This window comes from Stakelama saccharophila (assembly GCF_032229225.1).
Classification (GTDB): domain Bacteria; phylum Pseudomonadota; class Alphaproteobacteria; order Sphingomonadales; family Sphingomonadaceae; genus Sphingomonas; species Sphingomonas saccharophila.
In genome coordinates this window covers 2,330,707-2,352,879 of the sequence record NZ_CP135076.1, presented here as the reverse complement: position 1 = coordinate 2,352,879, position 22,173 = coordinate 2,330,707, and the positions used below count along the sequence as shown (strand labels likewise).

At 65.3% G+C, this 22,173-nt stretch carries 24 protein-coding genes; 9 read left to right on the top strand and 15 right to left on the bottom strand.

The features are described from left to right. Positions 1 to 4: 4 nt before the first annotated feature. Entirely contained in the window at positions 5 to 685 is a 681-nt protein-coding gene (locus tag RPR59_RS10885; protein WP_313913937.1) for a hypothetical protein, read from the bottom strand. A gap of 378 nt (positions 686 to 1,063) precedes the next feature. On the opposite strand from RPR59_RS10885, the gene RPR59_RS10880 reads away from it, so the two are divergent. From RPR59_RS10880 to RPR59_RS10860, 5 genes are all read left to right on the top strand, one after another. After that, a complete protein-coding gene (locus RPR59_RS10880) occupies positions 1,064 to 1,738 on the top strand; it encodes an energy transducer TonB (RefSeq protein WP_313913935.1) in 675 nt (224 codons plus the stop codon). Positions 1,739 to 1,822: 84 nt separating this feature from the next. Next, positions 1,823 to 2,653, top strand: a complete 831-nt coding sequence (locus tag RPR59_RS10875; protein ID WP_313913933.1) for a MotA/TolQ/ExbB proton channel family protein — start codon at positions 1,823 to 1,825, stop codon at positions 2,651 to 2,653. A gap of 91 nt (positions 2,654 to 2,744) precedes the next feature. Then, complete coding sequence (locus RPR59_RS10870) at positions 2,745 to 3,224, top strand: ExbD/TolR family protein (protein WP_313913931.1); 480 nt, start codon at positions 2,745 to 2,747, stop codon at positions 3,222 to 3,224. Positions 3,225 to 3,248: 24 nt separating this feature from the next. Continuing rightward, entirely contained in the window at positions 3,249 to 3,674 is a 426-nt protein-coding gene (locus RPR59_RS10865) for an ExbD/TolR family protein (protein ID WP_313913928.1), read from the top strand. Positions 3,675 to 3,840: 166 nt separating this feature from the next. Next, positions 3,841 to 4,203 (top strand): tetratricopeptide repeat protein, encoded by a 363-nt coding sequence (locus RPR59_RS10860; protein ID WP_313913926.1) that lies wholly within the window; start codon positions 3,841 to 3,843, stop codon positions 4,201 to 4,203. Positions 4,204 to 4,323: 120 nt separating this feature from the next. Here the strand turns inward: RPR59_RS10860 and dcd are convergent, their stop codons facing one another. The 4 genes from dcd to RPR59_RS10840 are packed head-to-tail and all read right to left on the bottom strand — an operon-like array spanning position 4,324 to position 6,526. Then, positions 4,324 to 4,878: a dCTP deaminase gene (gene dcd, locus RPR59_RS10855; protein ID WP_313913924.1), complete on the bottom strand. Its 555-nt coding sequence runs from the start codon at positions 4,876 to 4,878 to the stop codon at positions 4,324 to 4,326. A 39-nt stretch (positions 4,879 to 4,917) separates the two neighbouring features. Beyond that, complete coding sequence (locus RPR59_RS10850; protein ID WP_313913922.1) at positions 4,918 to 5,364, bottom strand: cytidine deaminase; 447 nt, start codon at positions 5,362 to 5,364, stop codon at positions 4,918 to 4,920. Next, complete coding sequence (locus RPR59_RS10845) at positions 5,361 to 6,035, bottom strand: GH25 family lysozyme (protein ID WP_313913919.1); 675 nt, start codon at positions 6,033 to 6,035, stop codon at positions 5,361 to 5,363. Before RPR59_RS10845 ends, RPR59_RS10850 begins: the two co-directional genes overlap by 4 nt. 8 nt (positions 6,036 to 6,043) lie before the next feature. Beyond that, positions 6,044 to 6,526: a UPF0262 family protein gene (locus RPR59_RS10840; protein ID WP_313913917.1), complete on the bottom strand. Its 483-nt coding sequence runs from the start codon at positions 6,524 to 6,526 to the stop codon at positions 6,044 to 6,046. A 114-nt stretch (positions 6,527 to 6,640) separates the two neighbouring features. On the opposite strand from RPR59_RS10840, the gene RPR59_RS10835 reads away from it, so the two are divergent. Further along, the gene (locus RPR59_RS10835; protein WP_313913915.1) at positions 6,641 to 8,161 is read left to right on the top strand and encodes a replicative DNA helicase; all 1,521 of its coding nucleotides are present in this window, start codon (positions 6,641 to 6,643) and stop codon (positions 8,159 to 8,161) included. A 159-nt stretch (positions 8,162 to 8,320) separates the two neighbouring features. On the opposite strand, the gene RPR59_RS10830 is transcribed toward RPR59_RS10835, so the two are convergent. The 8 genes from RPR59_RS10830 to RPR59_RS10795 form a co-directional block, all read right to left on the bottom strand. After that, entirely contained in the window at positions 8,321 to 9,088 is a 768-nt protein-coding gene (locus RPR59_RS10830) for a phosphoadenylyl-sulfate reductase (RefSeq protein ID WP_313913913.1), read from the bottom strand. Beyond that, positions 9,081 to 9,506, bottom strand: a complete 426-nt coding sequence (locus RPR59_RS10825) for a DUF934 domain-containing protein (protein ID WP_313913912.1) — start codon at positions 9,504 to 9,506, stop codon at positions 9,081 to 9,083. The genes RPR59_RS10830 and RPR59_RS10825 overlap by 8 nt, the downstream gene beginning before the upstream one ends. Before the next feature lie 149 nt (positions 9,507 to 9,655). Then, complete coding sequence (locus RPR59_RS10820) at positions 9,656 to 11,290, bottom strand: nitrite/sulfite reductase (protein WP_313913910.1); 1,635 nt, start codon at positions 11,288 to 11,290, stop codon at positions 9,656 to 9,658. Positions 11,291 to 11,408: 118 nt separating this feature from the next. Further along, positions 11,409 to 11,705, bottom strand: a complete 297-nt coding sequence (locus RPR59_RS10815) for a DUF2849 domain-containing protein (RefSeq protein ID WP_313913908.1) — start codon at positions 11,703 to 11,705, stop codon at positions 11,409 to 11,411. Then, on the bottom strand, positions 11,702 to 12,502 hold the full coding sequence (gene cobA, locus RPR59_RS10810) for a uroporphyrinogen-III C-methyltransferase (RefSeq protein WP_313913906.1): 801 nt from the start codon (positions 12,500 to 12,502) through the stop codon (positions 11,702 to 11,704). The genes RPR59_RS10815 and cobA overlap by 4 nt, the downstream gene beginning before the upstream one ends. An 86-nt stretch (positions 12,503 to 12,588) precedes the next feature. Beyond that, positions 12,589 to 13,914, bottom strand: coding sequence for a glycoside hydrolase 5 family protein (locus RPR59_RS10805; protein WP_313913905.1), 1,326 nt, complete (start codon positions 13,912 to 13,914; stop codon positions 12,589 to 12,591). Between the two features lie 64 nt (positions 13,915 to 13,978). Further along, positions 13,979 to 15,394: a succinylglutamate-semialdehyde dehydrogenase gene (gene astD, locus RPR59_RS10800; RefSeq protein ID WP_313913903.1), complete on the bottom strand. Its 1,416-nt coding sequence runs from the start codon at positions 15,392 to 15,394 to the stop codon at positions 13,979 to 13,981. A gap of 87 nt (positions 15,395 to 15,481) precedes the next feature. After that, positions 15,482 to 16,855: a protein adenylyltransferase SelO family protein gene (locus RPR59_RS10795; protein ID WP_313913901.1), complete on the bottom strand. Its 1,374-nt coding sequence runs from the start codon at positions 16,853 to 16,855 to the stop codon at positions 15,482 to 15,484. A gap of 18 nt (positions 16,856 to 16,873) precedes the next feature. Here RPR59_RS10795 and RPR59_RS10790 point away from each other — a divergent pair, with 18 nt between their 5' ends. The 3 genes from RPR59_RS10790 (at position 16,874) to RPR59_RS10780 (ending at position 20,364) form a co-directional block, all read left to right on the top strand. Then, entirely contained in the window at positions 16,874 to 17,770 is an 897-nt protein-coding gene (locus RPR59_RS10790; RefSeq protein ID WP_313913899.1) for an alpha/beta fold hydrolase, read from the top strand. After that, positions 17,767 to 18,897: a glycosyltransferase gene (locus RPR59_RS10785; RefSeq protein ID WP_313913897.1), complete on the top strand. Its 1,131-nt coding sequence runs from the start codon at positions 17,767 to 17,769 to the stop codon at positions 18,895 to 18,897. Before RPR59_RS10790 ends, RPR59_RS10785 begins: the two co-directional genes overlap by 4 nt. 63 nt (positions 18,898 to 18,960) lie before the next feature. Further along, complete coding sequence (locus tag RPR59_RS10780) at positions 18,961 to 20,364, top strand: NAD(P)H-dependent flavin oxidoreductase (RefSeq protein ID WP_313913895.1); 1,404 nt, start codon at positions 18,961 to 18,963, stop codon at positions 20,362 to 20,364. A 540-nt stretch (positions 20,365 to 20,904) separates the two neighbouring features. Here RPR59_RS10780 and RPR59_RS10775 read toward each other — a convergent pair. Together RPR59_RS10775 and RPR59_RS10770 are read right to left on the bottom strand one after the other, a co-directional pair. Then, positions 20,905 to 21,117, bottom strand: coding sequence for a YMGG-like glycine zipper-containing protein (locus RPR59_RS10775; RefSeq protein ID WP_313913893.1), 213 nt, complete (start codon positions 21,115 to 21,117; stop codon positions 20,905 to 20,907). 54 nt (positions 21,118 to 21,171) lie between these two features. Next, the gene (locus RPR59_RS10770; protein WP_313913890.1) at positions 21,172 to 22,170 is read right to left on the bottom strand and encodes a 2-hydroxyacid dehydrogenase; all 999 of its coding nucleotides are present in this window, start codon (positions 22,168 to 22,170) and stop codon (positions 21,172 to 21,174) included. Positions 22,171 to 22,173: the final 3 nt, after the last annotated feature.

The window sequence follows — 22,173 nt, the reverse complement described above, 5'->3', positions numbered from 1 at the left end:
GCGGTCAGTTCCTGCCGCACGGACCTAGCGAATCGCGGACGAACTGATAGTCCGCCCGCGCGGCCGCGGCATTTGCGGCGCCCTGGCCCTCCAGCGCGGCATCGGGCAGGCGTTCCGGCAGGCCGCAGGCGAGGCGATACCAAAGCAGCGTCTCCCGCCTGGGCGGCTCGGCCGCTTCGCCGACGATATCGCCCAGCGCCACGGCCCAGCGCGGCGTCTGATGCGGACGGCGCAGGATCGACAGCGAGATCGGATCGCCATTGTCCGTTTCCAGGAAAATCTGGGTTTCGCTCTCACCGGGCAGCGTGCCGGGCACGTGAAAGACGTTGCCGATGCCCGTGATCTTCGGCGGTGCATCGCCCGAAACCAGGTCGCGCGCGATTCCGCGTGCCATCGAATCGAGGCGGGGCGACCAGGGGATCTGCCCGCCGCGCGACACGAGCTGGAGTTGGTCGGGCCGTCCCGCAACGGGACGGGCGAAGGCCAGCACGCGCATATCCTTCAACCGCGGCGAATCCATCGGCACATCGACGATATAGCCGACCTGGGGCGGTATCGAACCCTGGCCGCGGATCAGCCCGAGTACGTCGAGCCGCACATATTTCCGCTGGAAACCCGGCGCGACGCCGGCGGCTTCCGGTCCTTCGATGTCGGCGACACTGTGAATGGTGCCGTCCACGATCATCGGCGCACGCGAAATCAGGTCCGCGACGCGCGAATAATCGGGCGTGATTTCCGCACGCGCCCTAGTCGCTTGCGGGGGGGCTGCAGTCGCCGTGCTGCAGTGCAACAAAGCAAAAAGTATTGCGGCGGACGATGTGAAGCGAAACCGGGTCATGGGTCACAGCGTTACGACAAGGATGTCGATCGATACAGAAATATTTCTGCAACCGTCGGCCTGAACCGAAATTTGATCAGACAAACCGTTTGCGTCCGGGGAAAGGCCGCGATAGAGACTCGCGCTCAGTCGCCGGGCCGCTATCATGGTGCCGGTGGCGTTCAGTGATTTTTTTCGCGATACGCGCCGTCTGGACGGGTAGGGACAAAGGAGTTTCATTGCTGAATGGCCTACGCTGATCGTGATCAAGGTGGCAGCAGAATCGTCGCGATCGTTCTCGTCGCGATTATTCTTGGCGTCACCGGTTATGCCTTTGTCACAGGTCTCGCCTATCAATATATCAAGAAGGTGCAGAAAGACCTGAACACGTTCCAGGTGCAGCCGCCGCCACCACCGCCGCCCGACGTGCCGCCGCCGCCGCCGCCGCCGGACACGCCGGTTCCGCCACCGCCGCCGACGACTGTCGTGGTGCAGCCGCCGATCGTGAAGGCCCCGGCCCCGTCGCCGCCGGTCCGTACGTCGGACATCATCCCGGACTTCCAACCCAAGGCTCCGCCTGCGCCGCCGGCTCCGCCCGCGCCGCCGGCTCCGCCGCCCGCTCCGGTTGTCGACCAGTCGGCGAAGGCGCGTGGTAATCTGGGTCGGTACTTCGGGTCGGACAACTATCCGCCCGCAGCGCGCCGTGCCGGTGCCGAGGGGCGGGTGGTCGCGCGGCTGACCATCAGCACGGAGGGTCGTGTCAGCAACTGTGTCGTGACTTCGGGCAGCGGCAATCGTGATCTGGACGAGGCGACGTGCGACATCGCGAAGCGTCACGGCAGGTTCACACCGGCAAAGGATCAGAACGGTAATCCGATCCAGTCGACCTATCCGCTGGCGGTTCGCTGGCAGCTCGAATAGTCCTTGGGGCCGTGCCGGCCCTATGGTTCGGCACGGCCCGATTTCGCTTTTAACGCTATCGCTTTCGTTGAAGGAAAGATTATCATGCTCACCACCATTCTTGCCGCAGGCGGTGCAGCCGCAGGCCAATCCAATCCCTACGGCCTGGTTCCGGCCCTGCGCGAGGGCGGACTGATCTCGCAGTCCGTGTTCGGTATCCTCGTCCTGTTTCTGTTCTTCTCGCTCTACATCCTGTTCACCAAGCTGTTCGAGCAGCAGAAGATCATCAACCAGGGCAAGCGCGTCCGGCAGGCCTTCTGGAAGTCCAACAGCCTGCGCGAAGGCGCCGCGAAGCTCGACAAGAACTCGGCCTATCGCCAGATCGTCGAGGACGGCCTGGAGGCGCAGGACCAGCATGCCAAGCTGACCGATCCGGTCGAGGCGCATGACTGGCTGCATGGTTCGCTGGCGCGTTCGGAGGCGGATATCAATTCGCAGCTCAACGGCGGCCTGGCGTTCCTGGCGACCGTGGGTGCGACCGCGCCGTTCATCGGTCTGTTCGGTACGGTGATCGGCATCTATCGCGCCCTCATCAAGATCGGTTCTTCCGGTCAGGCGTCGATCGACACGGTCGCCGGCCCGGTTGGTGAGGCCCTGATCATGACCGCCCTCGGTCTGGTCGTCGCGGTTCCGGCCGTGCTCGCCTACAACTTCCTGCAGCGCCGCAACAAGGCGATCGCGGAAAACCTGAACGCGTTCTCCAACGATGTGCTCGGCTTCCTGGCGTCGGACGGCAAGGTTCGCCCGGCCGCTGGCGTTGCCGCCGCCGAGACCCGCAAGGCCCCGGCGAAGCCGTCGCAGCCGACCAAGCCGGCGTCCAGCAATCCCGCTTCGGCGACCGCCGGTCAGACGGGTGGCACGCAGACCCGCGCGTAAGATCGTGACGACGGGCCTCGCCGTGGTGGCGGGGCCCTGGTCCCCGACGAGGGGGCGAGCAACGGAACGAGATGAATAGGATAGGTCGCACATGGCGATGAGTGCTGGTGGAGACCCCACCGAAACCCCGATGTCCGACATCAACACGACGCCGCTGGTGGACGTCATGCTGGTGTTGCTCATCATCTTCCTGATCGCGGTTCCCGTCGTGGTTCAGGCCGTTGATGTCGAGCTTCCCAAGGTGCGGTTCGAGCCGACGGTAACGAAACCGGAAAATGTCTCGCTTTCCGTGCGCGGCGGTTCCGAGGGTTGCGAGGTCTATTGGAACCTCACCCGCGTATCGAGCGGCGAGCTGCTGGACCGCGCAGTGGAGAAGCTGAAGGCGGAGATCGAGCGTCAGGGTGGCGTCGACAATCCGAACCTGGAACTGCCTGAGGTTCACATCCGCGGCGACGTCAACACACCCTATCGCTGCATCGGTGGCACCATCTACACCATGCAGTCCGCGGGCTTTGCCAAGGTCGGCTTCATTTCCGAGCCCGAGCCCACCGGCAACGTCCAGCGCATGTGAACGGGGAACGAGGAGTAATTTGACATGGCAATGAGCGGTGGCCGCGACGACGGCGAGCCGATGATGGAAATGAACACGACGCCGTTGATCGACGTCATGCTCGTTCTGCTCATCATGTTCATCATCACGATCCCCATCCAGACCCACGCGGTGAAGGTGGATCTTCCGCAGCCCAATCCGGAAAACGCGACCCAGATCCAGCCCGACCGCAACAAGGTCACGATCGAGGCCGACGGCCAGATCACCTGGAACGGATCGCCGATCAACGAGCTGACGCTGCGTCAGTATCTGGATCAGACGCTGCTTCTGCCGTCGGAGCCGGAACTCCATTTCCAGCCCGATCCGCAAGCGCGTTATTCGGAGGTCGATCAGGTTCTCGCCATCATCAAGCGCGCGAACATCACCCGCCTGGGGTTCGTCGGTAACGAACAATATCGTAACGACTTCTGATCGTTACGACAGATCACGAAGAAGAGGCGGCCATCCGGCCGCCTCTTTTTTTGCATGTCCCGCGCGGGCGGTATCTCCCTTGCGCGGGTGCTCTCTCCCTTGTGGGAGTGCAACAAAAGTGACATGGTGTCGTCACAAATATGAAATATTGCATTGGAGAGGTGGCATGAAAGCATTTTTGATGCTGGCCGCAGTTGGTTCCGCGGCGGCGGCGACGCCGGCAATGTCCCGCGATCATGGCCGGTACGCCGATGCCGAAATCCTGAACGGCAATTACCTCCAGGCGGAGCGGCTATTGACGGCCCGGATGCGGGCCTCTCCCGATCAGCCGGAGATTCTGCTCAATCTTGCCGCGGTCTACGCCCGGACGAACCGTGAGGCGGCGGCGCGCGCATTGTATGAACGGGTACTGGAACAAGAGGCGGTGTTGCTGACCCTACCGGCGGACCGCGTGGCAAGTTCCCATGTCGTCGCGCGCGCCGGGTTATCGCGATTGCCGGTTGCGGCGGTCAACCTCAGCGCCCGCTGAATCGGAGCCGCGCCGCCGGTCCTGGCGGGACCATGATGCGCGTGCGTGGCGAACGGGTGAGGGGACGCGCCGCTTCTCCGTGCTTGCGCTGCTGCGGACGCACCGCGTCGCGCTTAGGGGTCAAAGCCTGGGCAGGGTGACGCCGCGCTGGCCCATATATTTGCCGGCCCGATCGGCATAGCTGATTTCGCAGGGCTCATTGCCCTGCAGAAACAGGAACTGGCAGGCCCCCTCATTGGCATAGACCCGCGCTGGCAGCGGTGTGGTATTGGAAAATTCCAGCGTCACATGGCCTTCCCATTCCGGTTCCAGCGGCGTGACGTTCACGATGATCCCGCACCGGGCATAGGTCGATTTGCCGAGGCAGATGACGAGGACGTCGCGCGGAATTCGGAAATATTCCACCGTTCGCGCGAGCGCGAAGCTGTTCGGCGGAATGATGCACGTATCGGTCTTGCGGTCGACGAAGCTGGTCGGTTCGAACTTCTTGGGGTCGACCACCGCGCTGTCGATATTGGTGAAGATCTTGAACTCGTCGGCAACCCGCGCATCATAGCCATAGGAACTGAGGCCATAGCTGATGCAGCCCTCGCGACGCTGGCCCTCGACGAACGGTTCGATCATGCCGTGCTCCTGCGCGGCCTCGCGAATCCAGCGATCGGACAGGATGGTCATGCGTTCCCCCGGGATAAAGGCGGCCGCGCCGCCAGGATGTTACAGGTCGAGATTGGCCGGCCCGAAGGCGTGCGGCAAGAGCGCCGAGAGGGAATGCGTCGCGATCGCGTCGCCTTCCATGCCGGCGCTGTGGACGATCAGATCACGGCGCCCGAGCTGTGCCGCCTCGTTCAGGATCTGGCGACAGCGTCCGCACGGAAAAATCGGCTCACGCCCCCTCGCACCATCGGTCGTGATCGCACCGCCGGCGATGCCGATCGCCACGACATCGCGCAGGCGCCCCTGGCCGTTTGCCGTCGCCAGTGCCACGGTTTCCGCGCAGAGTGACAGGCCATAGCTCGCATTCTCGAAATTGGCGCCGGTCACGATGCTGCCGTCGCTCAACAACAATGCGGCGCCCACCGCGAAGCGGGAATAGGGCGCATGCGCATGGACGGCGGCGGCGCGTGCAGCGGTGATCAGGGGGACGGGGTCGATCTCGGTCATGGCGTGACGACATTCCAATGCACCGGCTCGTCCGCACCGTCGACCCGCAGAAAGCGCGTTGCGCGCCACACGGCCCAGGGTTTCGCGGCGTAGCCAGGGGTGAAGAAGAACCGCTCGGCCCAAACCGTGCGGGGCAGGCTTTTGGTTACCGCATATCGCGATTCGAAATCGTCGGAAATGTCGATCAGCATGGGTTTTCCCATATGCCGCTCGGTCAGCGTCAGGAACAGCGCAAGCTGGCGGATCAGGTCGTCACGCTCCGGCCGGCGGCTGCACGCGGGATCGAAACGCAAGCGTAAAGCGGATGGCAAGGCGTCGGCATTGCGCGGCACGGTCCGCACGAAGTTGGCGGCTTGCCGTCTGGCGGAGGCGCAAAGCGAATAGACGTGCACCGCGCCGCGGCGCATTCCTGCCTCGGCGGCGGCCTTCCAATTGGCTTCGAACCGGACGTCGCGCTTTGCGGCGCCCCGCGTTGCGACGATATAGGCGAAATCGGCGCCGCGGGCCTTCAGCATCGGCCAGTCGATTTCGCCCGTCGCCGCGCTCACGTCTATGCCCTGCACCGGATAGCGGTCCGGATCCGGGCGCCAGTGCACGCCGTACCACCAGCCCGCGCCCGTCAGCGTGAACAATATCAGCAGCAATGCTGCGAAGCGGCGGGATCGCGACACGGCCGAGCTTAACCCTTGATGTGCAGGACGCAGATCAGCGTAAACAGGCGGCGCGCGGTGTCGAAATCCACCGTCACCTTGTTCGCCAGCCGGTTCTTCAGCGCTTCGGCCGCTTCGTTGTGGATCGCGCGCCGCGCCATATCGACGGTTTCGATCTGCTGCGGCGCGGCGTTGCGAATGGCGGCGTAATAGCTGTCGCAGATCGCGAAATAGTCGCGGATCGGCCGGCGGAAGCGGGCCAGGCTCAGCACATGGCTTTCAAGGTGCGAATCGTCCTCGCGCCGGACTTCCAGCACCAGGCGTCCGTCTTCCACGCGCAAGTGCAGGCGATACGGCCCGGCATAGCCGTCGTCATGCGTGCGGACCGGCGCGAAGTGATTTTCTTCCAGCAAGTCGAAGATCGCGATCCGCCGCTCCTGCTCGATATCGGCACTGCGCCATAGAATCGTGCGCTCGTCGAGCTGGACATCGATGATACGCGGGTCGGCCATCGCCATGCGGATGCAGTGTTTGGTCCTGATTGGCAACGTCGCGTGTCGATCTCGTGCCCGTTTTCCACAGCCGCCGCGCTTGTGCGGCGGCCGGGCTTCTGGGACAAGGGACGGATGTCCACTGCCTATCCCGCCGCCGTTCCGGACGCCGAACCGGAACAGGTCCGCCTGCCCGCCAATGTCGAGGCGGAAGCCGCGCTGCTCGGCGCGATGATGATCGACAACCGCCTTGCCGACGACATTCTCGACCGGCTGGAACCCGACCATTTCTTCGAACCGGTCCACGGCCGCATCTTCTCGCGCATTCGCGACCTGCGCGTTGCCGACATGCTGGCGACGCCGGTGACGCTGCGGCCGATGTTCGCCGATGATGCGGGCATGGAGGCGCTGGGAGGGCCGGGCTATCTGGCGCAGTTGACCGGAAGCGGCGCCGGCCTGATCGGCGCCAAGCAGTTCGCGCAGCAGATCTACGATCTCGCCATGCTGCGCGCGCTCGTCACGGTCGGCCGCACGCTGGTCGAACGCGCCATGGATACCAGCGAGGTGGTCGACCCGCGCGCGCAGATCGAAAGTGCCGAGGAACTGCTCTACGAGGTCGCGGGCGAGGGCAACACCGCCAACGCCGTCAAATCCTTCGGCGAAGCGTCGAAGATCGCCATCCGCATGGCCGACAAGGCGCTCAATTCGGGCGGCAACCTGTCGGGCATCACGACGGGGCTCGATTCGGTCAACGCCAAGATCGGCGGCATGCATCATTCCGACCTCATGATCCTCGCCGGCCGTCCGGGCATGGGCAAGACCTCGCTCGCCACCAACATCGCCTTCAACGCGGCGCGCCGCTGGGTCGACGATCAGGAAGCCGGCATCCCGCCGGAACAGTCGGTGGGCGCGAAGGTCGCATTCTTCAGCCTGGAAATGTCGGCCGATCAGCTCGCCACGCGTATCCTTGCAGAGCAGTCGAAGATCAGCTCCGAAAATCTGCGCATGGGCAAGATCAGCAAGCAGGAGTTCAACCGCCTTGCCGACGCTGCGGCGGACCTCAACAACCTGCCGCTATATATCGATGATACTGCCGGCCTGACGATCAGCGGCCTGCACACCCGGGTGCGCCGGCTGAAGCGGCGGCTGGGCGACGAACTCGGCCTTGTCGTTGTGGACTATCTGCAGCTTCTGCAGGGCTCCGGCCGCGCGCAGGACAACCGGGTGAACGAAATTTCGGAGATTTCGCGCGGGCTGAAGACGCTTGCCAAGGACATGAACGTGCCGGTTCTGGCGCTGTCGCAGCTCAGCCGCGCAGTCGAGCAGCGCGAGGACAAGCGGCCGCAGCTTTCCGACCTCCGCGAATCCGGCTCGATCGAGCAGGACGCCGATATCGTGATGTTCGTCTATCGCGAGGACTATTACATGGCGATGCACGAGCCGGAGCATCCGACCGCCACCAGCCCGGCGGACATCCACGAAAAGCACGCCAAATGGAGTTTGCGCTATCAGGAAGTGCAGGGCCTGGCCGAACTGATCGTTGCCAAGCAGCGCCACGGCGCCACCGGCAAGATTACACTGCGCTTCGAATCCGAGATCACCCGATTCAGCGATTACGCCGCCGGCGACTACGGCGCCTACGCGCACGGGGAGTAGAAAAAGCCGTCCTTGGTTCGGCCGGCGCATCCTGGGGGAAGCGGTAGAGATCCCGTTTGTGCTGAGCTTGTCGAAGCACCGCCTTTTCGCCGTGTAGCAACACGGAACCTTCCTTGGACAAGTGCAGGGCAAGCGATGACGGCATGGCGCAAGCCCCGCCTAGAATGCCGGCTGTTCCGGATCGTCGTCGGCCACCGGCCTATGGATACCGCATTCGGTCTTGTCCCAGCCTTTCCATCGGCCCGAGCGCGGGTCTTCGCCCGGCTTCACCTTGCTGGTGCACGGTGCGCAGCCGATCGAAGGATAGCCCTCCGCCTCCAATGGGTGTCGCGGCAGATCGTGCGCGGCGAAATAGCGGTCGATGTCGGCCTTCGACCAGCCGATCAGCGGATTGACCTTCAGCCGGTCGCCATCGAGTTCGAAGCGGGGCAGGGCAGTGCGCGTATCGGCCTGGAACGCCTTCCTGCCGGTGATGCTGGCGTCGAACCCGGCAAGCGCGGTTTCAAGCGGCACGACCTTGCGGATCTCGCAGCAGCCATCGGGATCGTAGGACCAGCGCAGCCCGTTTTCGTCGCGCGTCGCCAGCATGTCGGGATCGGGCGTCAGCACGCGCAGTCCGGCCAGCCCCAGCCTTTCGACCAGCCGGTCGCGATAGGCGATCGTTTCGGGGAAATGCTTGCCGGTATCGAGGAACAGCACCGGCGTCGCTGGATCGATCTCGGCGATCAGGTGCAGCAGCACCGCCGATTCGGTGCCGAAGGACGACACGACCGCGACGTCGCCCAGCATATGCTCGCCAAGTGCCGTGCGCAGCATCTCCTGCGTGTCGGCCGCGCGGAACAGATTGTTGAGCCGGTGCGCGTCGGCCGCGGTGAAGCGCGGGGCGACGTCGATCCGGTCGATATCGCGCACCGCCGCTTCAGCCATGGCGCAGCTTCCATACCGGCACCGCGTCGTCGGCCGCCGGCTGATAGACGTAATCGTAGCGCTCGAGCGTCGCCTTCAGCACCTCTGCGTCGATCTCGGCTTCGGGCAGGAAGCTGTCGAAGCCGCAGCGGCGCATGAAAAGCATCTGGTCGACCAGAACGTCGCCCTGCGCGCGCAACTCTCCGGTATAGCCCGCCTCGCGCAGGATACGCGCCGCCGAATAGCCGCGCCCGTCGCGGAATTTGGGAAAGGCCACCTCGACAAGCTGGACGCGATCCAGATGCGGCAGCAGCTTGCGCGCATCCTCCCCCGCTTCCAGCCGCACGGCCGAGGCGTCGGGCTGGTCGAGAAACACGTCCAGCGTCACCGCCGGTTCCTCGTGCGGTGCGTCGTCGCGATAGTACAGGAAGTCAGCCATTTTCCACCATCCGTTCGCCCTGAGCCTGTCGAAGCCTGTCCTGAGCGGCTGGCTTTGCCAGCCAGCCGAAGGGGGCCGTTCTTCCTTTCCACGACAAGGAAAGGCAGGGCTTCGACAGGCTCAGCCCGAACGGTGCCGGTGATCTGAAATCACCCATAGATCGCCTCCTTGAAAGGCTGCATGCCGATGCGGCGATAGGTGTCGACGAAGCGCTCACCCTCGGTCCGCTGGTCGAGATAGACGTTGGTCACAGTCTCCACCGCCGCGACCACGCCGTCCTCGTCAAAGCCCGGCCCGGTGATCTTGGCGAGCGAGGCATCCTCCGCGCCCGATCCGCCGAGCAGAAGCTGGTAGTTCTCGGTGCCTTTCCGGTCGACGCCGAGGATGCCGATATGGCCGGCATGATGGTGGCCGCAGGCGTTGATGCAGCCCGAAATCTTGATCTTCAGCTCGCCCAGTTCCTTCTGCCGTCCCTGATCGGCGAACCGCGTGGCGATCTTCTGCGCAACCGGAATCGAGCGCGCATTGGCGAGGCTGCAGTAATCGAGGCCGGGGCAAGCGATAATGTCGGTGACGAGGTCGAGATTGGGTTCGGCCAGCCCGGCATCGCGCAGCCGCTGCCAGATCGCGTACAGGTCCTGCTTGCGGACATGCGGCAGCACCAGATTCTGCGCGTGCGTGCTGCGGATCTCGTCGAAGCTGTAGGCCTCGGCCAGGTCGGCGACCAGTTCCATCTGCTCGGCCGAAATATCGCCGGGAATCCCGCCGACCGGCTTCAGGCTGATATTGGCGATGGCATAGCCCGGCGCCTTGTGCGGCATGACCTGCTGGTCGACCCACACCGCGAAATCGGGATCGCTGCGGTCGATCTCTTCGGACAAGCCCGTCTCGAACGGCGGCGGTGCGAAATATTCGGCGATACGCTCCAGCTCGGCGCGTGGCACGTCCGATCCGTTCTTCAGGATCGCCTGCCATTCCTCCTCGACCTGGCGGGTGAATTCTTCCGCGCCGAGATCATGGACGAGGATCTTGATGCGCTGCTTGTGGATATTGTCGCGCCGTGCCCAGCGGTTCCACACGCGCAGCGCCGCCTCACAGTAGCTGAACAGATGGTCGGCGGGAAGGAACGGGCGTATCAGCGGCGCGACGAAGGGCGTGCGCCCCATGCCGCCGCCGATATAGACGGCGAAGCCCAGCTCCCCGGCGTCGTCGCGCACGAGTTTCAGCCCGATATCGTGCAGCCGGATCGCCGCGCGGTCGGTGTCGGAGCCCGTCACCGCGAATTTGAACTTGCGCGGCAGATAGCTGAATTCGGGGTGGAAGGTCGTCGCCTGACGCAGCAGCTCCGCCCAGGGACGCGGATCGGCGACTTCATCGGCGATCGCGCCGGCATATTGGTCGGCGGAGATGTTGCGGATGCTCTCGCCCGATGTCTGGATCGCGTGCATCTCGACCGTGGCGAGATCGGCGAGGATGTCGGCCGCCTCTTCCAGCTTGATCCAGTTATACTGGATATTCTGCCGCGTGGTGAAATGGCCGTAGCCGCGATCATATTTGCGCGCGATCCGCGCCAGCATCCGCATCTGGCAGCTGTCGAACGTGCCATAGGGAATGGCGATGCGCAGCATATAGGCGTGCAGTTGCAGATAGAGGCCGTTCTTGAGCCGCAGCGGCTTGAACTGGTCCTCGGTCAGCGCGCCCGAAAGCCTGCGCCGCGCCTGATCGCGAAACTCCTCGACGCGTGCGTCGACGATGGCCTGATCATATGTGTCGTAACGGTACATCAGCGAATATCCACACCCGTTCGCCCTGAGCCAGTCGAAGGGCTGTTCTTCTTCAAAGCAGCAGAGAAGGAGAGGCAGAGCTTCGACAAGCTCAGCCCAAGCGGCGAGGGAAAGCGCGTCATATCACCCAGCTCCCCGCCTCGGGATCGGCCGGCTTCAACGTCAGGTCCGGCCGCACGGTCGGCCCCAGCGCGCGGACGCGGTCCTTGATATGGGCGGGGCGCGGGCCGGTCTCGGTCATCTCGCCGTCGATGACATAAGGCGAATTGACGTGACGCGCGCCTTCCTCCTCATGCGCAACCGCCTCGCCGTGATCACCGACATCGACCGCATCCTCGACATGCGGCGACCAGTCGCTGCCGGTCCACCAGATCACCAGCCCGGTCTTCAGGTCGTTTCCGGTCAGGATCTTCATGCCTCTGCTCCGTGCATCGCGGTGGCCACCCGCGCCCAGCGACCGAGCTTGTCCTCGGCATCCGACAGCGCCACGACTTCGCCGACGACGATGATCGCCGGGCTCTGCACATCCTCGCGCTCGACCATGGGGCCGAGATCGGCGAGCAGCGTACGCATCGCACGGGCGCCGTCGAGCGTACCGCGTTCGAGCACCGCCACCGGCATGTCGGGGGCGACGCCCTCGGCCATCAATTTTTCCGAAATCGCGGCCGCCGTCGCCACACCCATATAGATGACGAGCGTGCGGCCCTTGCCGGCGAGGCCTGACCAGTTCTGATCGGTGAGCCCCTTGCACTGGCCGGCGACGAAGCTGACGGCGCTCGACCAGTCGCGGTGGGTGAGGGGGAGCATCGCCTCCGCCGCGCAGCCGAGCGCCGCCGACACGCCGGGGACGACCTCGACGCGCAGCCCCGCGGCGCGGACTGCCTCGACCTCTTCCCCGCCGCGCCCGAACACGAACGGGTCGCCGCCCTTCAGCCTCGCTACGATCGCGCCGGTGCGGACATGGGCCACGATCAGCGCATTGATCTCGTTCTGCGGAACGGTATGGCGCGACCGCTTCTTGGCGACCGAGATGCGCTGCACGCCCTCCGGCACCAGGTCGAGCACACGCGCATCGACCAGCCCGTCATGCACGACGATATCCGCCGACTTCAGTGCCTCGACCGCGCGAACGGTCAACAATCCGGGGTCGCCGGGGCCGGCGCCGACCAGAATGACGCGCCCACGCGCCTGGGGATCGAGTAGATTTGCCATGCCCGCTAGATGCGCGTCGGCGCGGTCGATCACAAAGCAGGGTTGCTTTGCGCGCGCCTAGAAGAGCTTTGGACGCTGCCGCCGGCTCACACCCGCCGCAACGCATCGGCATGCGCCTTGACGACGGCGCGGGTGCCGTCGTCGCTGTCGAACACGCCGTACCAGCCCTGCGGTTCGTGCGGCGGATCGCCGAGCAGCGGATCGCCCGGTCGCCAGCGATGGTCGCCGTGCGCCGCGCGGCCCTCGCCGTTCCACGCCCAGAAATTCGACCCGCACACCGGCCCGCCGGACGCAATGTCACGCTCGATCGCGTCATAGATGCGCGAATAGAATGCGTCCTTGAACCGGGTGCTGCCGGCCGGATCATAACCGCCGCCATCGCGTGGATATCCGAATTCCTCGAACACCAGCGGTTTTCCGATTTTCCGCGCGAGATCGCTCATGCGCGCGAAATATTCGCCGACCTTCGCCGCGCCCTCGGCTTCGCTGCCGGCAAGGTCGTGATCGTCCACCCAGTTCCAGTTGAGCGGCCAGATATGGGCGGTGCAATAGTCGATTTCGGCGATGGCATGTTCGCGCTCATAGACGGCACGGCTGCCGAGCGTGCCTTGCAATCCTTCGCTGCCCGTCGAGACGAGGTGGCGCGGCGCGAGCGACTTGATGAGCCGGGCCGTAGAGCCAACCCAATGATGGAAGGCGGCGAGGACAGGTTCCGCCGTCGCCATGTCGCCCGCCGGGCGCGGTTCGTTGGCAAGCTGCCACGCCATGATCGTCGGATCGTCGCGATAGCGGGTGCCGGTTTCCGCATTGGTACGGCGCAACAGCGCACGGATCCAGTCGCGATACATGCCGACGGCTTGCGCGTTGCGATAGAATTCGGACACCGCGTTGGGAAATTCCGGCCAGGGATGGTCGGGATCGCCGGCATTCATGTAACGGCCGGTGGCGTACCAGAGATAGGCCATCATCCCGCCCGACCATTCCCAGAAATTGGTGAGGTAGAGCACCGCCTTCATGTCGCGCCTCGCCAGTTCGGCCAGCGCGAAGTCGAGGCCGCGCAGCAGGTTCGCGTTCCAGTCCGTTCCCTTGCCGCGAAAGCCCGGCGTCACCGAATGTTCGAGCGGCCCTTCCTCGGCCGATGCGGCGATGCGGAGGTTGGTCACGCCCGTCGCCGCCAGCCGGTCGAGTTCGCGCCTCAGCCGGTCGCGATCTCCGGGCGCCTCGGGCGCGCCGATCCAGGCCGCGTACCACATGTTCGCACCGGCGTAGCGATAGGGCTTGCCGCGCAGGCGAAAGCCCGTGCCGTTGCGCGTGACGAAGGCGCCGGCCTCGGCCGCTTCCGCTTGCTGTGGGAGTGCTGCCGTTCCGGCCAGCGCCATGCCGCCGCCGACCAGCGAGCGCCGTGTCACCATCCGCGATGTCCCCTTCGTCACCCGGCAAGCGTAGCGCGGCCCGGCGGCCGCGGCCAGCATCCGTTCAACCGTCGCGCAGCCCGATGCCGATGCTCGCGCGCACCTGTTCGGCTTCGCTCGATACCACGGGATAGGCGCAGTAATCGGCGGCATAGGCCGCACTCGGCCGGTGGTTGCCCGACCAGCCGATTCCGCCGAACGGCGCCGCCGAAGATGCGCCGTTGGTGGGACGATTCCAGTTGACGATGCCGGCCCGGATATTGGCCCAGAACTGCTCGTACAGCCTGGGGTCCTGGCTGATCAGCGAGGCCGACAGGCCGTACCGCGTGTTGTTCGCCTCGCGGATCGCGTCTTCATAGCTTTCGGTGCGGATGACCTGGACGATCGGGCCGAACAACTCGATATCGGGCCGCTCGCTCGCCTCGGTCATGTCGATCAGGCCCGGCGTCAGGAACGGTCGGTCCTCGATCGGACGCTGCATGTGACGCAGCGGCCGTCCGCCCCTGGTCGACAGTGCGAGGAAGCTTTCGGTCAGCATGTCGGCGGTGTCGTTGTCGATCACCGGCCCCATGAAGGGCTGCGGATCGGCATGCGGTTCGCCGACGATCATGCGATCCAGGATATTCGTCAGTTCCGCCAGCAGCGGTTCATACAATCGCGGTTCGACGATCAGGCGGCGTCCGGCGGTGCAACGCTGGCCGGCGGTGGTGAAGGCCGACTGTACGATCAGCACGGCGGCCGAATACAGGTCGGGATTGCCCCAGACGACGATCGGGTTGTTGCCACCCATTTCCAGCGCGAGGATCTTTTCCGGCTGGTCGGCGAACTGCCGGTTGAGGGCGATGCCGGTGCGTGCCGATCCGGTGAACAGCAGGCCGTTTATATCGGGGTGCGACGACAGCGCCTTGCCCTGCTCCGGCCCGCCCAGCAGCAGGCGAACGCAGCCTTCGGGAATGCCGGCCTCGTGGAAGCAATTGACGAGAAATTCGCCCGTGGCGGGGGTCTTTTCCGATGGTTTGAACACGACGGCGTTGCCGGCGAGCAGCGCTGGAACGATGTGCCCGTTGGGCAGATGGGCCGGGAAATTGTACGGCCCCAGCACCGCCAGCACGCCGTGCGGCTTGTGCCTGAGCGCCATGCGCACGTTCATCGCCCCTTCCAGCCGCCGCTGGCCGGTCCGGTCGGAATAGGCGGCGACGGAAATGTCGACCTTGTTGACGACGGACTGGACCTCGGTCTTTGCTTCCCATAACGGCTTGCCCGTTTCGCGGGCGATAACGTCGGTAAAGGCTTCTTCCTTCGCCCGTACCACGTTGGCGAAGCGCCGCAGCGCCTCGACGCGGTAGGTCAGTGGCTTGGCCGCCCATTCGGCCCAGTGCGCGCGCGCGGTCGCAACCTCGGTATCGGCGTCGCCGGCCTCGCCGCGCCATAGCGTGGCGCCTGTCGCGGGCTCGGTCGAAATCAGTTCCTGTCCGGACATGCCAGTCTTTCCATCTTGTTCGTCCCGTCCGCGTCGCGCGTCAATGCACGAAATAGTGGTGCGTTTCCACACCCGTTACTTCCGCGCTCAGGTGAGCGCATCGCCCATCTCGCGCACGGCCGCCACCTTGGCGTCGAATGCGCGCCAGTCGTCGGCCCGGTCGATGTCCGCCCAGATCGCCTCGACCTCGTCGATCAGCATGCTGCACGGTTCGCCGCCCGACCAATAAGGGTGATCGCGGTCCTTGCGCGCTTTATAGCTGCCGAGCGCTGCCCGCACTTCGTCGAATGCCGCGCCATAGCCTTGCGGAAGTGCGCCGCCGAACGCATCGAAGAAGAATCGGTCGATCGGCGCGTCCTGCCCGCGAAGCGCACGCTCCACCGCCTGCACCAGCGCACGGTCGCTTTCCGCATTCTTCGGTTGCACGCCCAGCCGCCACAGGATCGCATCCGACACCGCCGGCTGATAGCGCGCGCCGAACGTTTCGAGAATGTCGATCAGCGGCTGTGCCTCGCTGACCGTGCGCAGCGCGACCGCAAGCTGCATCACGTCCCAACGGATGGCCTCCGGCTGCCGGCCGAAGGCGTACAGGCCGGCATGATCGAAATAGGCGGCGGTGAAGGCCGGGTCCCAGGTCGGCGCGAACCGCCACGGCCCGTAATCGAAGCTTTCGCCCGTCACGTTGATATTGTCGGAATTGAGCACGCCGTGGACGAAGCCCGCCGCCATGTAGCTTGCCGCCAGCCGCGCCGCGCGCGTCACGACATGGTCGAGCAGCCGCTCGGCCCCGTCGTCCCCGGCCTCCTCGCCGTAGAAATGCTTCAGCACATAGGCGATCAGCCGCCGCATCGCCTCGGCGTCGCGGTGATAGGCCAGCCGCTGAAAGGTGCCGATACGGATATGCCCGTGGCTCAGCCGCACCAGTACGGCGGACCGGGTGGGGGAGGGCTCGTCGCCGCGCTCCAGCGCCTCGCCCGTTTCGATCAGCGAGAAGCTCTTCGACGTCTCGACGCCCAGCGCCTCCAGCATCTCGGTCGCCAGCACCTCGCGCACGCCGCCCTTCAGTGTCAGCCGGCCGTCGCCGAAGCGGCTGTACGGCGTCTGTCCCGACCCCTTGGTGCCGAGATCGAGGAGGCGGCCATGGCTGTCGCGAAGCTGGGCAAAGGTGAAGCCGCGCCCGTCGCCGATATCGGGGTTGTACACCCGGAACTGGTGCCCGTGATAGCGCAGTGCCAGCGGCTCGGGCAGCGAACCCGGCAACGGTTCGAAGCGGCCGAAATGGGCGATCCATTCGGCATCGTCTAGCCCGCCCAGGCCGACGGACGCCGCCCAGCGGTCGTTGCGGAAGCGTAGCCTCGTCTGCGGAAAGTCCGCCGGTTCGGCCGGGTCGTAGAACGGTTCACCCAGTTCCAGAAGCGCCGTTTCGGGGGCGTAGCTTGCCGCTTGCGGTGAGAAGGTCATACGGCGATATGGGTGGCGATGGACGAACGACGCAACCTTTCGCCTTTCGTGGATGGATATTGGTGGTCGAATGACGGCCTGCGGCTGCATTACCGCGACTATCCGGGCCGTGACGACCGGCCCCCGATCCTCTGCCTGCCGGGGCTCACCCGCAACGTCCGGGACTTCGAAACCGTGGCGCAGCGACTTGCCGGCGACTGGCGCGTGATCGTGGTCGAACTGCGTGGCCGCGGCGAAAGCGCCTATGCCAGGGACCCAATGAGCTATGTGCCGCTCACCTATCTCCAGGATATCGAGGCATTGCTCGCGGAGCTGAAGCTGGAGCGGTTCGTCGCGTTCGGCACTTCGCTGGGCGGCATCCTGACGATGCTGCTGGCATCCGCGGGCACGGGCCGCCTCGCCGGCGCGCTGCTCAACGATGTCGGCCCGGAACTGGAAGCGGACGGGCTGATGCGCATTCGCGGCTATGTTGGACGCGGAAACTCGCACGGCACCTGGATGCATGCCGCGCGCGCCACGGCGGAGGCCAATGCCGACGTCTATCCCGACTATGACATCATGGACTGGCTGAAAATGGCGAAGCGCCTGTACCGCCTCAATCCCTCGGGGCGGATCACGCTCGATTACGACATGAAGATCGCCGAACCCTTTCGCGTGCCGGGCAACGAGGCCGGACCCGACATGTGGAAAGCGTTCGACAGTCTTGCCGGCCGGCCGGTGCTGGTGGTGCGCGGCGAGCGGTCGGACATTTTCGGCGCGGCCACGGCGGAGCGGATGGCGAGCCGGTTCGACGATGTCGAACTCGTCACCGTACCCGGCATCGGCCATGCTCCCACGCTGGAAGAGCCGGCGGCGGAGGCGGCGATCAACCGGCTGCTGGCCCGTGTCGCGGCGGCGGCGGTGCCGGCGCAATGACGGTCAACATCCTGCATCTGCATTCGAGCTTCTCGCTCGGCGGCAAGGAGGCGCGCGCCGTGCGCCTGATGAACGCCTTCGGCGACCGGGCGCGGCACACCATCGTGTCGGGGGTGCCGGGCGAACTCGGCGCGCGCGACGCCATCGACAGGGGCATCCGTTACGAGATCGCGCAGAACCCGCCGCCGCTCGTCGGCAGGCCGTCGGTGAGCCGGTACGAAGCGATCGCGAAGTTCATGGCGCCCTTCGATCTGGTGCTGACCTATAATTGGGGCGCGATCGACGGCGTGATGGCGAAGCGCGCCTTCGCCAAGGGCATGCCCCCCGTCATTCATCACGAAGATGGCTTCAACGAGGACGAGGCGAGCGGAATCAACCCCGTGCGCACGATGTATCGCCGCGTCGCGCTTGGCGCCGCGCGGGCGCTGGTGGTGCCCTCCTACACGCTGGAACGCATCGCGCAGAAGGCGTGGAAGCAGCGACCGGACAAGATCCACCGGATTTCCAACGGCATCGCGCTCGATCGTTATGCCGCAGATCCCGTGCCCGATGCCATTCCGGGGTTCCGGCGGCATCCCGAGGCCATGGTGATCGGCACGATCGCCGGATTGCGGCCGGTGAAAGATCTGCCGCTCCTCGTCCGCGCGGCGGCGGGCATGGTCAACCGGGTACAATTGGTGATCGTGGGTGAGGGGCCGGAAGCGGCGCGCATCCGCGAGACGGCGGAGCTGATGGGATTGGGCGACGATCTGGTCATGCCCGGATTCCTGCCCGACCCGCATCGCTATATCGGCCATTTCGACCTGTTTGCGCTTTCGTCGAAGAGCGAACAGCAGCCGATTTCGGTGATGGAGGCGATGGCCGCGGGCCTGCCGGTGGTGTCGACCCCGGTCGGCGACATCACCGCCATGGTGTCGGAGGCCAATCGTCCCTATATCAGTCCCAACCGCAACGAAGTCTGTCTGCGCGACTGTCTGCAGATCTTCCACGGTCGCGCCGGCGGGCGGCGAACGGTCGGCGAGGCTAATCGCGAGAAGGCACGGGCCGAATTCGGTGAAGCGTCCATGATCGCTGCCTATGCGAAACTGTATGGCGAGGCGATCTGTAGGCCCGGGGCCTTTCTTTAGCGTAAAGCGCTCGCGTCGACGGGGCGAACCGGCTAGGTTCCCCGAAATTTGTCTGGAGGATTCGTGTTCAAAGGCTTGCAGCCCATCGTCTATAACGGTCAGGAAGTCTGGCCGCTCATCGAAGGCGGAAAGGGTGTTGCCGCGACCAATCACGCCAGCGCAGGCGCCTGGGCGGCAGCCGGCGGCATCGGCACCGTATCGGCGGTCAACGCCGACAGCTATGATGCCGAAGGCAAGATCGTCCCCCAGGTCTATCACGCCCTCACGCGGCGCGAGCGGCACGAGGAACTGGTCGCCTATGCCATCGAGGGCGCGGTCCAGCAGGTGAAGCGCGCCTGGGACATTGCCGGCGGCAAGGGCGCGATCAACATCAACGTCCTGTGGGAAATGGGCGGTGCGCAGCGCGTGCTGCACGGCGTGCTGGAACGCACCAGGGGGCTGGTGGCGGGCGTTACCTGCGGCGCCGGCATGCCCTACAAGCTGTCCGAGATCGCGGCCGGCTACGACGTCAACTATCTGCCGATCGTCAGCTCCGCGCGCGCCTTTCGCGCGCTGTGGAAGCGTGCCTATTCCAAGGCGTCGGAATGGCTGGCCGCCGTTGTTTATGAAGATCCCTGGCTCGCCGGCGGGCATAACGGCCTGTCCAATGCCGAGGACCCGAAGCAGCCGCAGGACCCCTATCCGCGCGTCAAGGCGCTGCGCGAGACGATGCGCGAGGGTGGCATTCCCGATTCGACGCCGATCGTGATGGCGGGCGGTGTCTGGTATCTGCGCGACTGGAGCAACTGGATCGACAATCCCGAACTCGGCGCCATCGCCTTTCAGTTCGGCACCCGGCCGCTTCTCACCAAGGAAAGCCCGATTCCGGAAGAGTGGAAGGCAAAGCTTACCCAGCTCGAGGAAGGCGACGTGCTGCTGCACCGTTTCTCGCCCACCGGATTCTATTCGTCGGCCGTCCGCAACGACTTCCTGCGCAATCTCGAAGCGCGCTCGGAACGGCAGATCGCCTTTTCCACGCAGGAAGCGGGTGACCATGTCTTCCAGCTCGATGCGGGCGTGAAGGGCAAGAATTTCTGGGTGACCCGAAACGACCTGCTGCGCGCGCGCCAATGGGTGGGCGAGGGCTACACCGAAGCGCTGAAGACCCCGGACAACACGCTCGTCTTCGTCACCGAGGACGAAAAGAAGATGATCCGCAAGGACCAGGCCGACTGCATGGGCTGTCTCAGCCAGTGCCAGTTCTCGTCCTGGGCGGATACCGACACGAATTCCACCGGCCGCCTTGCCGACCCGCGGTCCTTCTGCATCCAGAAGACGCTGCAGGACATCGCCCATGGCGGGCCGGTGGACGACAATCTGATGTTCGCGGGGCACGGCGCCTATAATTTCAAGCGCGATCCCTTTTATTCCAATGGCTTCGTGCCCACGGTGAAGCAACTCGTCGACCGCATCCTGACCGGCGACTGATCGGGCGGGAAGGGCGCGGAGCAGCTCCGTAACCAGGATCGCGCGCCGCCGTGCCGAAAGAATGCGGCGTAGCGAGATGGATGCCGATGCCGTTTGTGACGGCGGCCGCGCCGCGCCGTCACCATAAGGTGCTTCGACGTAGTTGCAGTATGCTGCCGATGGCGGGCGCGGGGGGCACGCATGGCGATCTGCTCACCCGAAGGCTGCCCCGCAGTTGAAAACGCCCAAAACTAGGTTCGGTTCGACCAACCTTGGACGTCATGCCGGGTCCTTGGGCCGATTCAGGATGCCTCTGCGAGACCCATTCTCGTCACCCCGGTGAAGGCCGGGGCCCACCGAGCCGCTCAGTTTAAGCATTTAATATTGCAGCCAAGTGGATGCTGAAACAAGTTCAGCATGACGAAAGAGGTTTCCATTTCGCGCCTTTCGCAGAGGCATCATTCAGGAAGAGCCTCGTGCCTTATCCTGTGTTCCCGCGAAGATGGGCACAGGATATGGGTTCGAACTTCACGAGATGTTCAATCTGCCGCATCCGCCGTTTTAATCGGGGTCCTCGTCGGCCGTCGCCGCGCCGACCGCGGCTCCGCCGACGCCGCCTGCGGCCGCGCCTTCCTCCACGCTGACGTCGTCGGAAGCGGCGCCGACGGCAGCACCGCCGGCAGCGCCGATGGCCGCGCCCTCGACCAGGTTGCTGGAACAGCCGCCGAGCATCGCAGCGCCGGTGGTTGCGATCAGAAGGGTCGCTTTGCGCATGATCAATCTCCCGTTACCGGGTCGACAACCACGCAAAACGGGCGACGGTTCCTTTCAGGCCCAGCCCTCCAGCACTTGGTCGGGCGGGCGATGGCCGTCGGCCCAGGTGCGGATATTGGCGATGACCTTGTGGCCCATGGCCTCACGCCCCTCGAAGGTGGCGGAGCCGAGATGCGGCAGCAGCACGACATTGTCGAGCCGCGTCAGGCGGTCGTCCACCAGCGGTTCGTTTTCGTACACGTCCAGCCCCGCACCCGCGATCCGGTTCGCCTCCAGCGCGGCGATCAGGGCGTCCTGCTCGATGATCTCGCCGCGCGCGGTGTTGATGACATAGACCTGCTCGCCCAGCAGCGCGATCCGGCGGGCGTCGATCAGATGCTCGGTTTCCGCCGTGTGCGGCGTATGGATCGACAGGATGTCGATGCATCCCAGCATTTCGTCCAGATCGGCGTGCCAGACGGCGCCGAGCTGGGCCTCCAGCGTCTCGGCGATGCGCGAACGGCTGTGATAATGCACCGTCAGGCCGAAGGCGCGGGCGCGGGCGGCGACGGCCTGCCCGATCCGGCCCATGCCGACGATGCCCAGCTTCTTGCCGCCGACGCGGCGGCCCAGCATCCCGGTCGGCCCCCAGCCGCGCCATTTGCCACTGCGCACCAGCTTTTCACCTTCGGCCAGGCGGCGCAGTGCCGAAAGGATCAGCGCCATCGTCATGTCGGCGGTGTCGTCGGTCAGCACGCCGGGCGTGTTGGTCACCACGATGTTGCGCGCGCGCGCCGCCTGCAGATCGATATGGTCGAACCCGGCGCCGTAATTGGCGATCAGGTGCAATCGCTCGCCCGCCCCGGCGATCAACCCGGCGTCGATCGTGTCCGTCACGGTGGGCACCAGGACATCGCAGTCGGCCATGGCGGTGGCGAGCGCATCGCGTTCCATCGCCCTGTCGTCCCGGTTCAGGACGGCATCGAACAATTCGGCCATGCGATGCTCGACGGTCTCGGGCAGCTTGCGGGTGACCGCGACGCGCGGCGTGGCGGGGCGTTCTCGCTCTGTCATGCC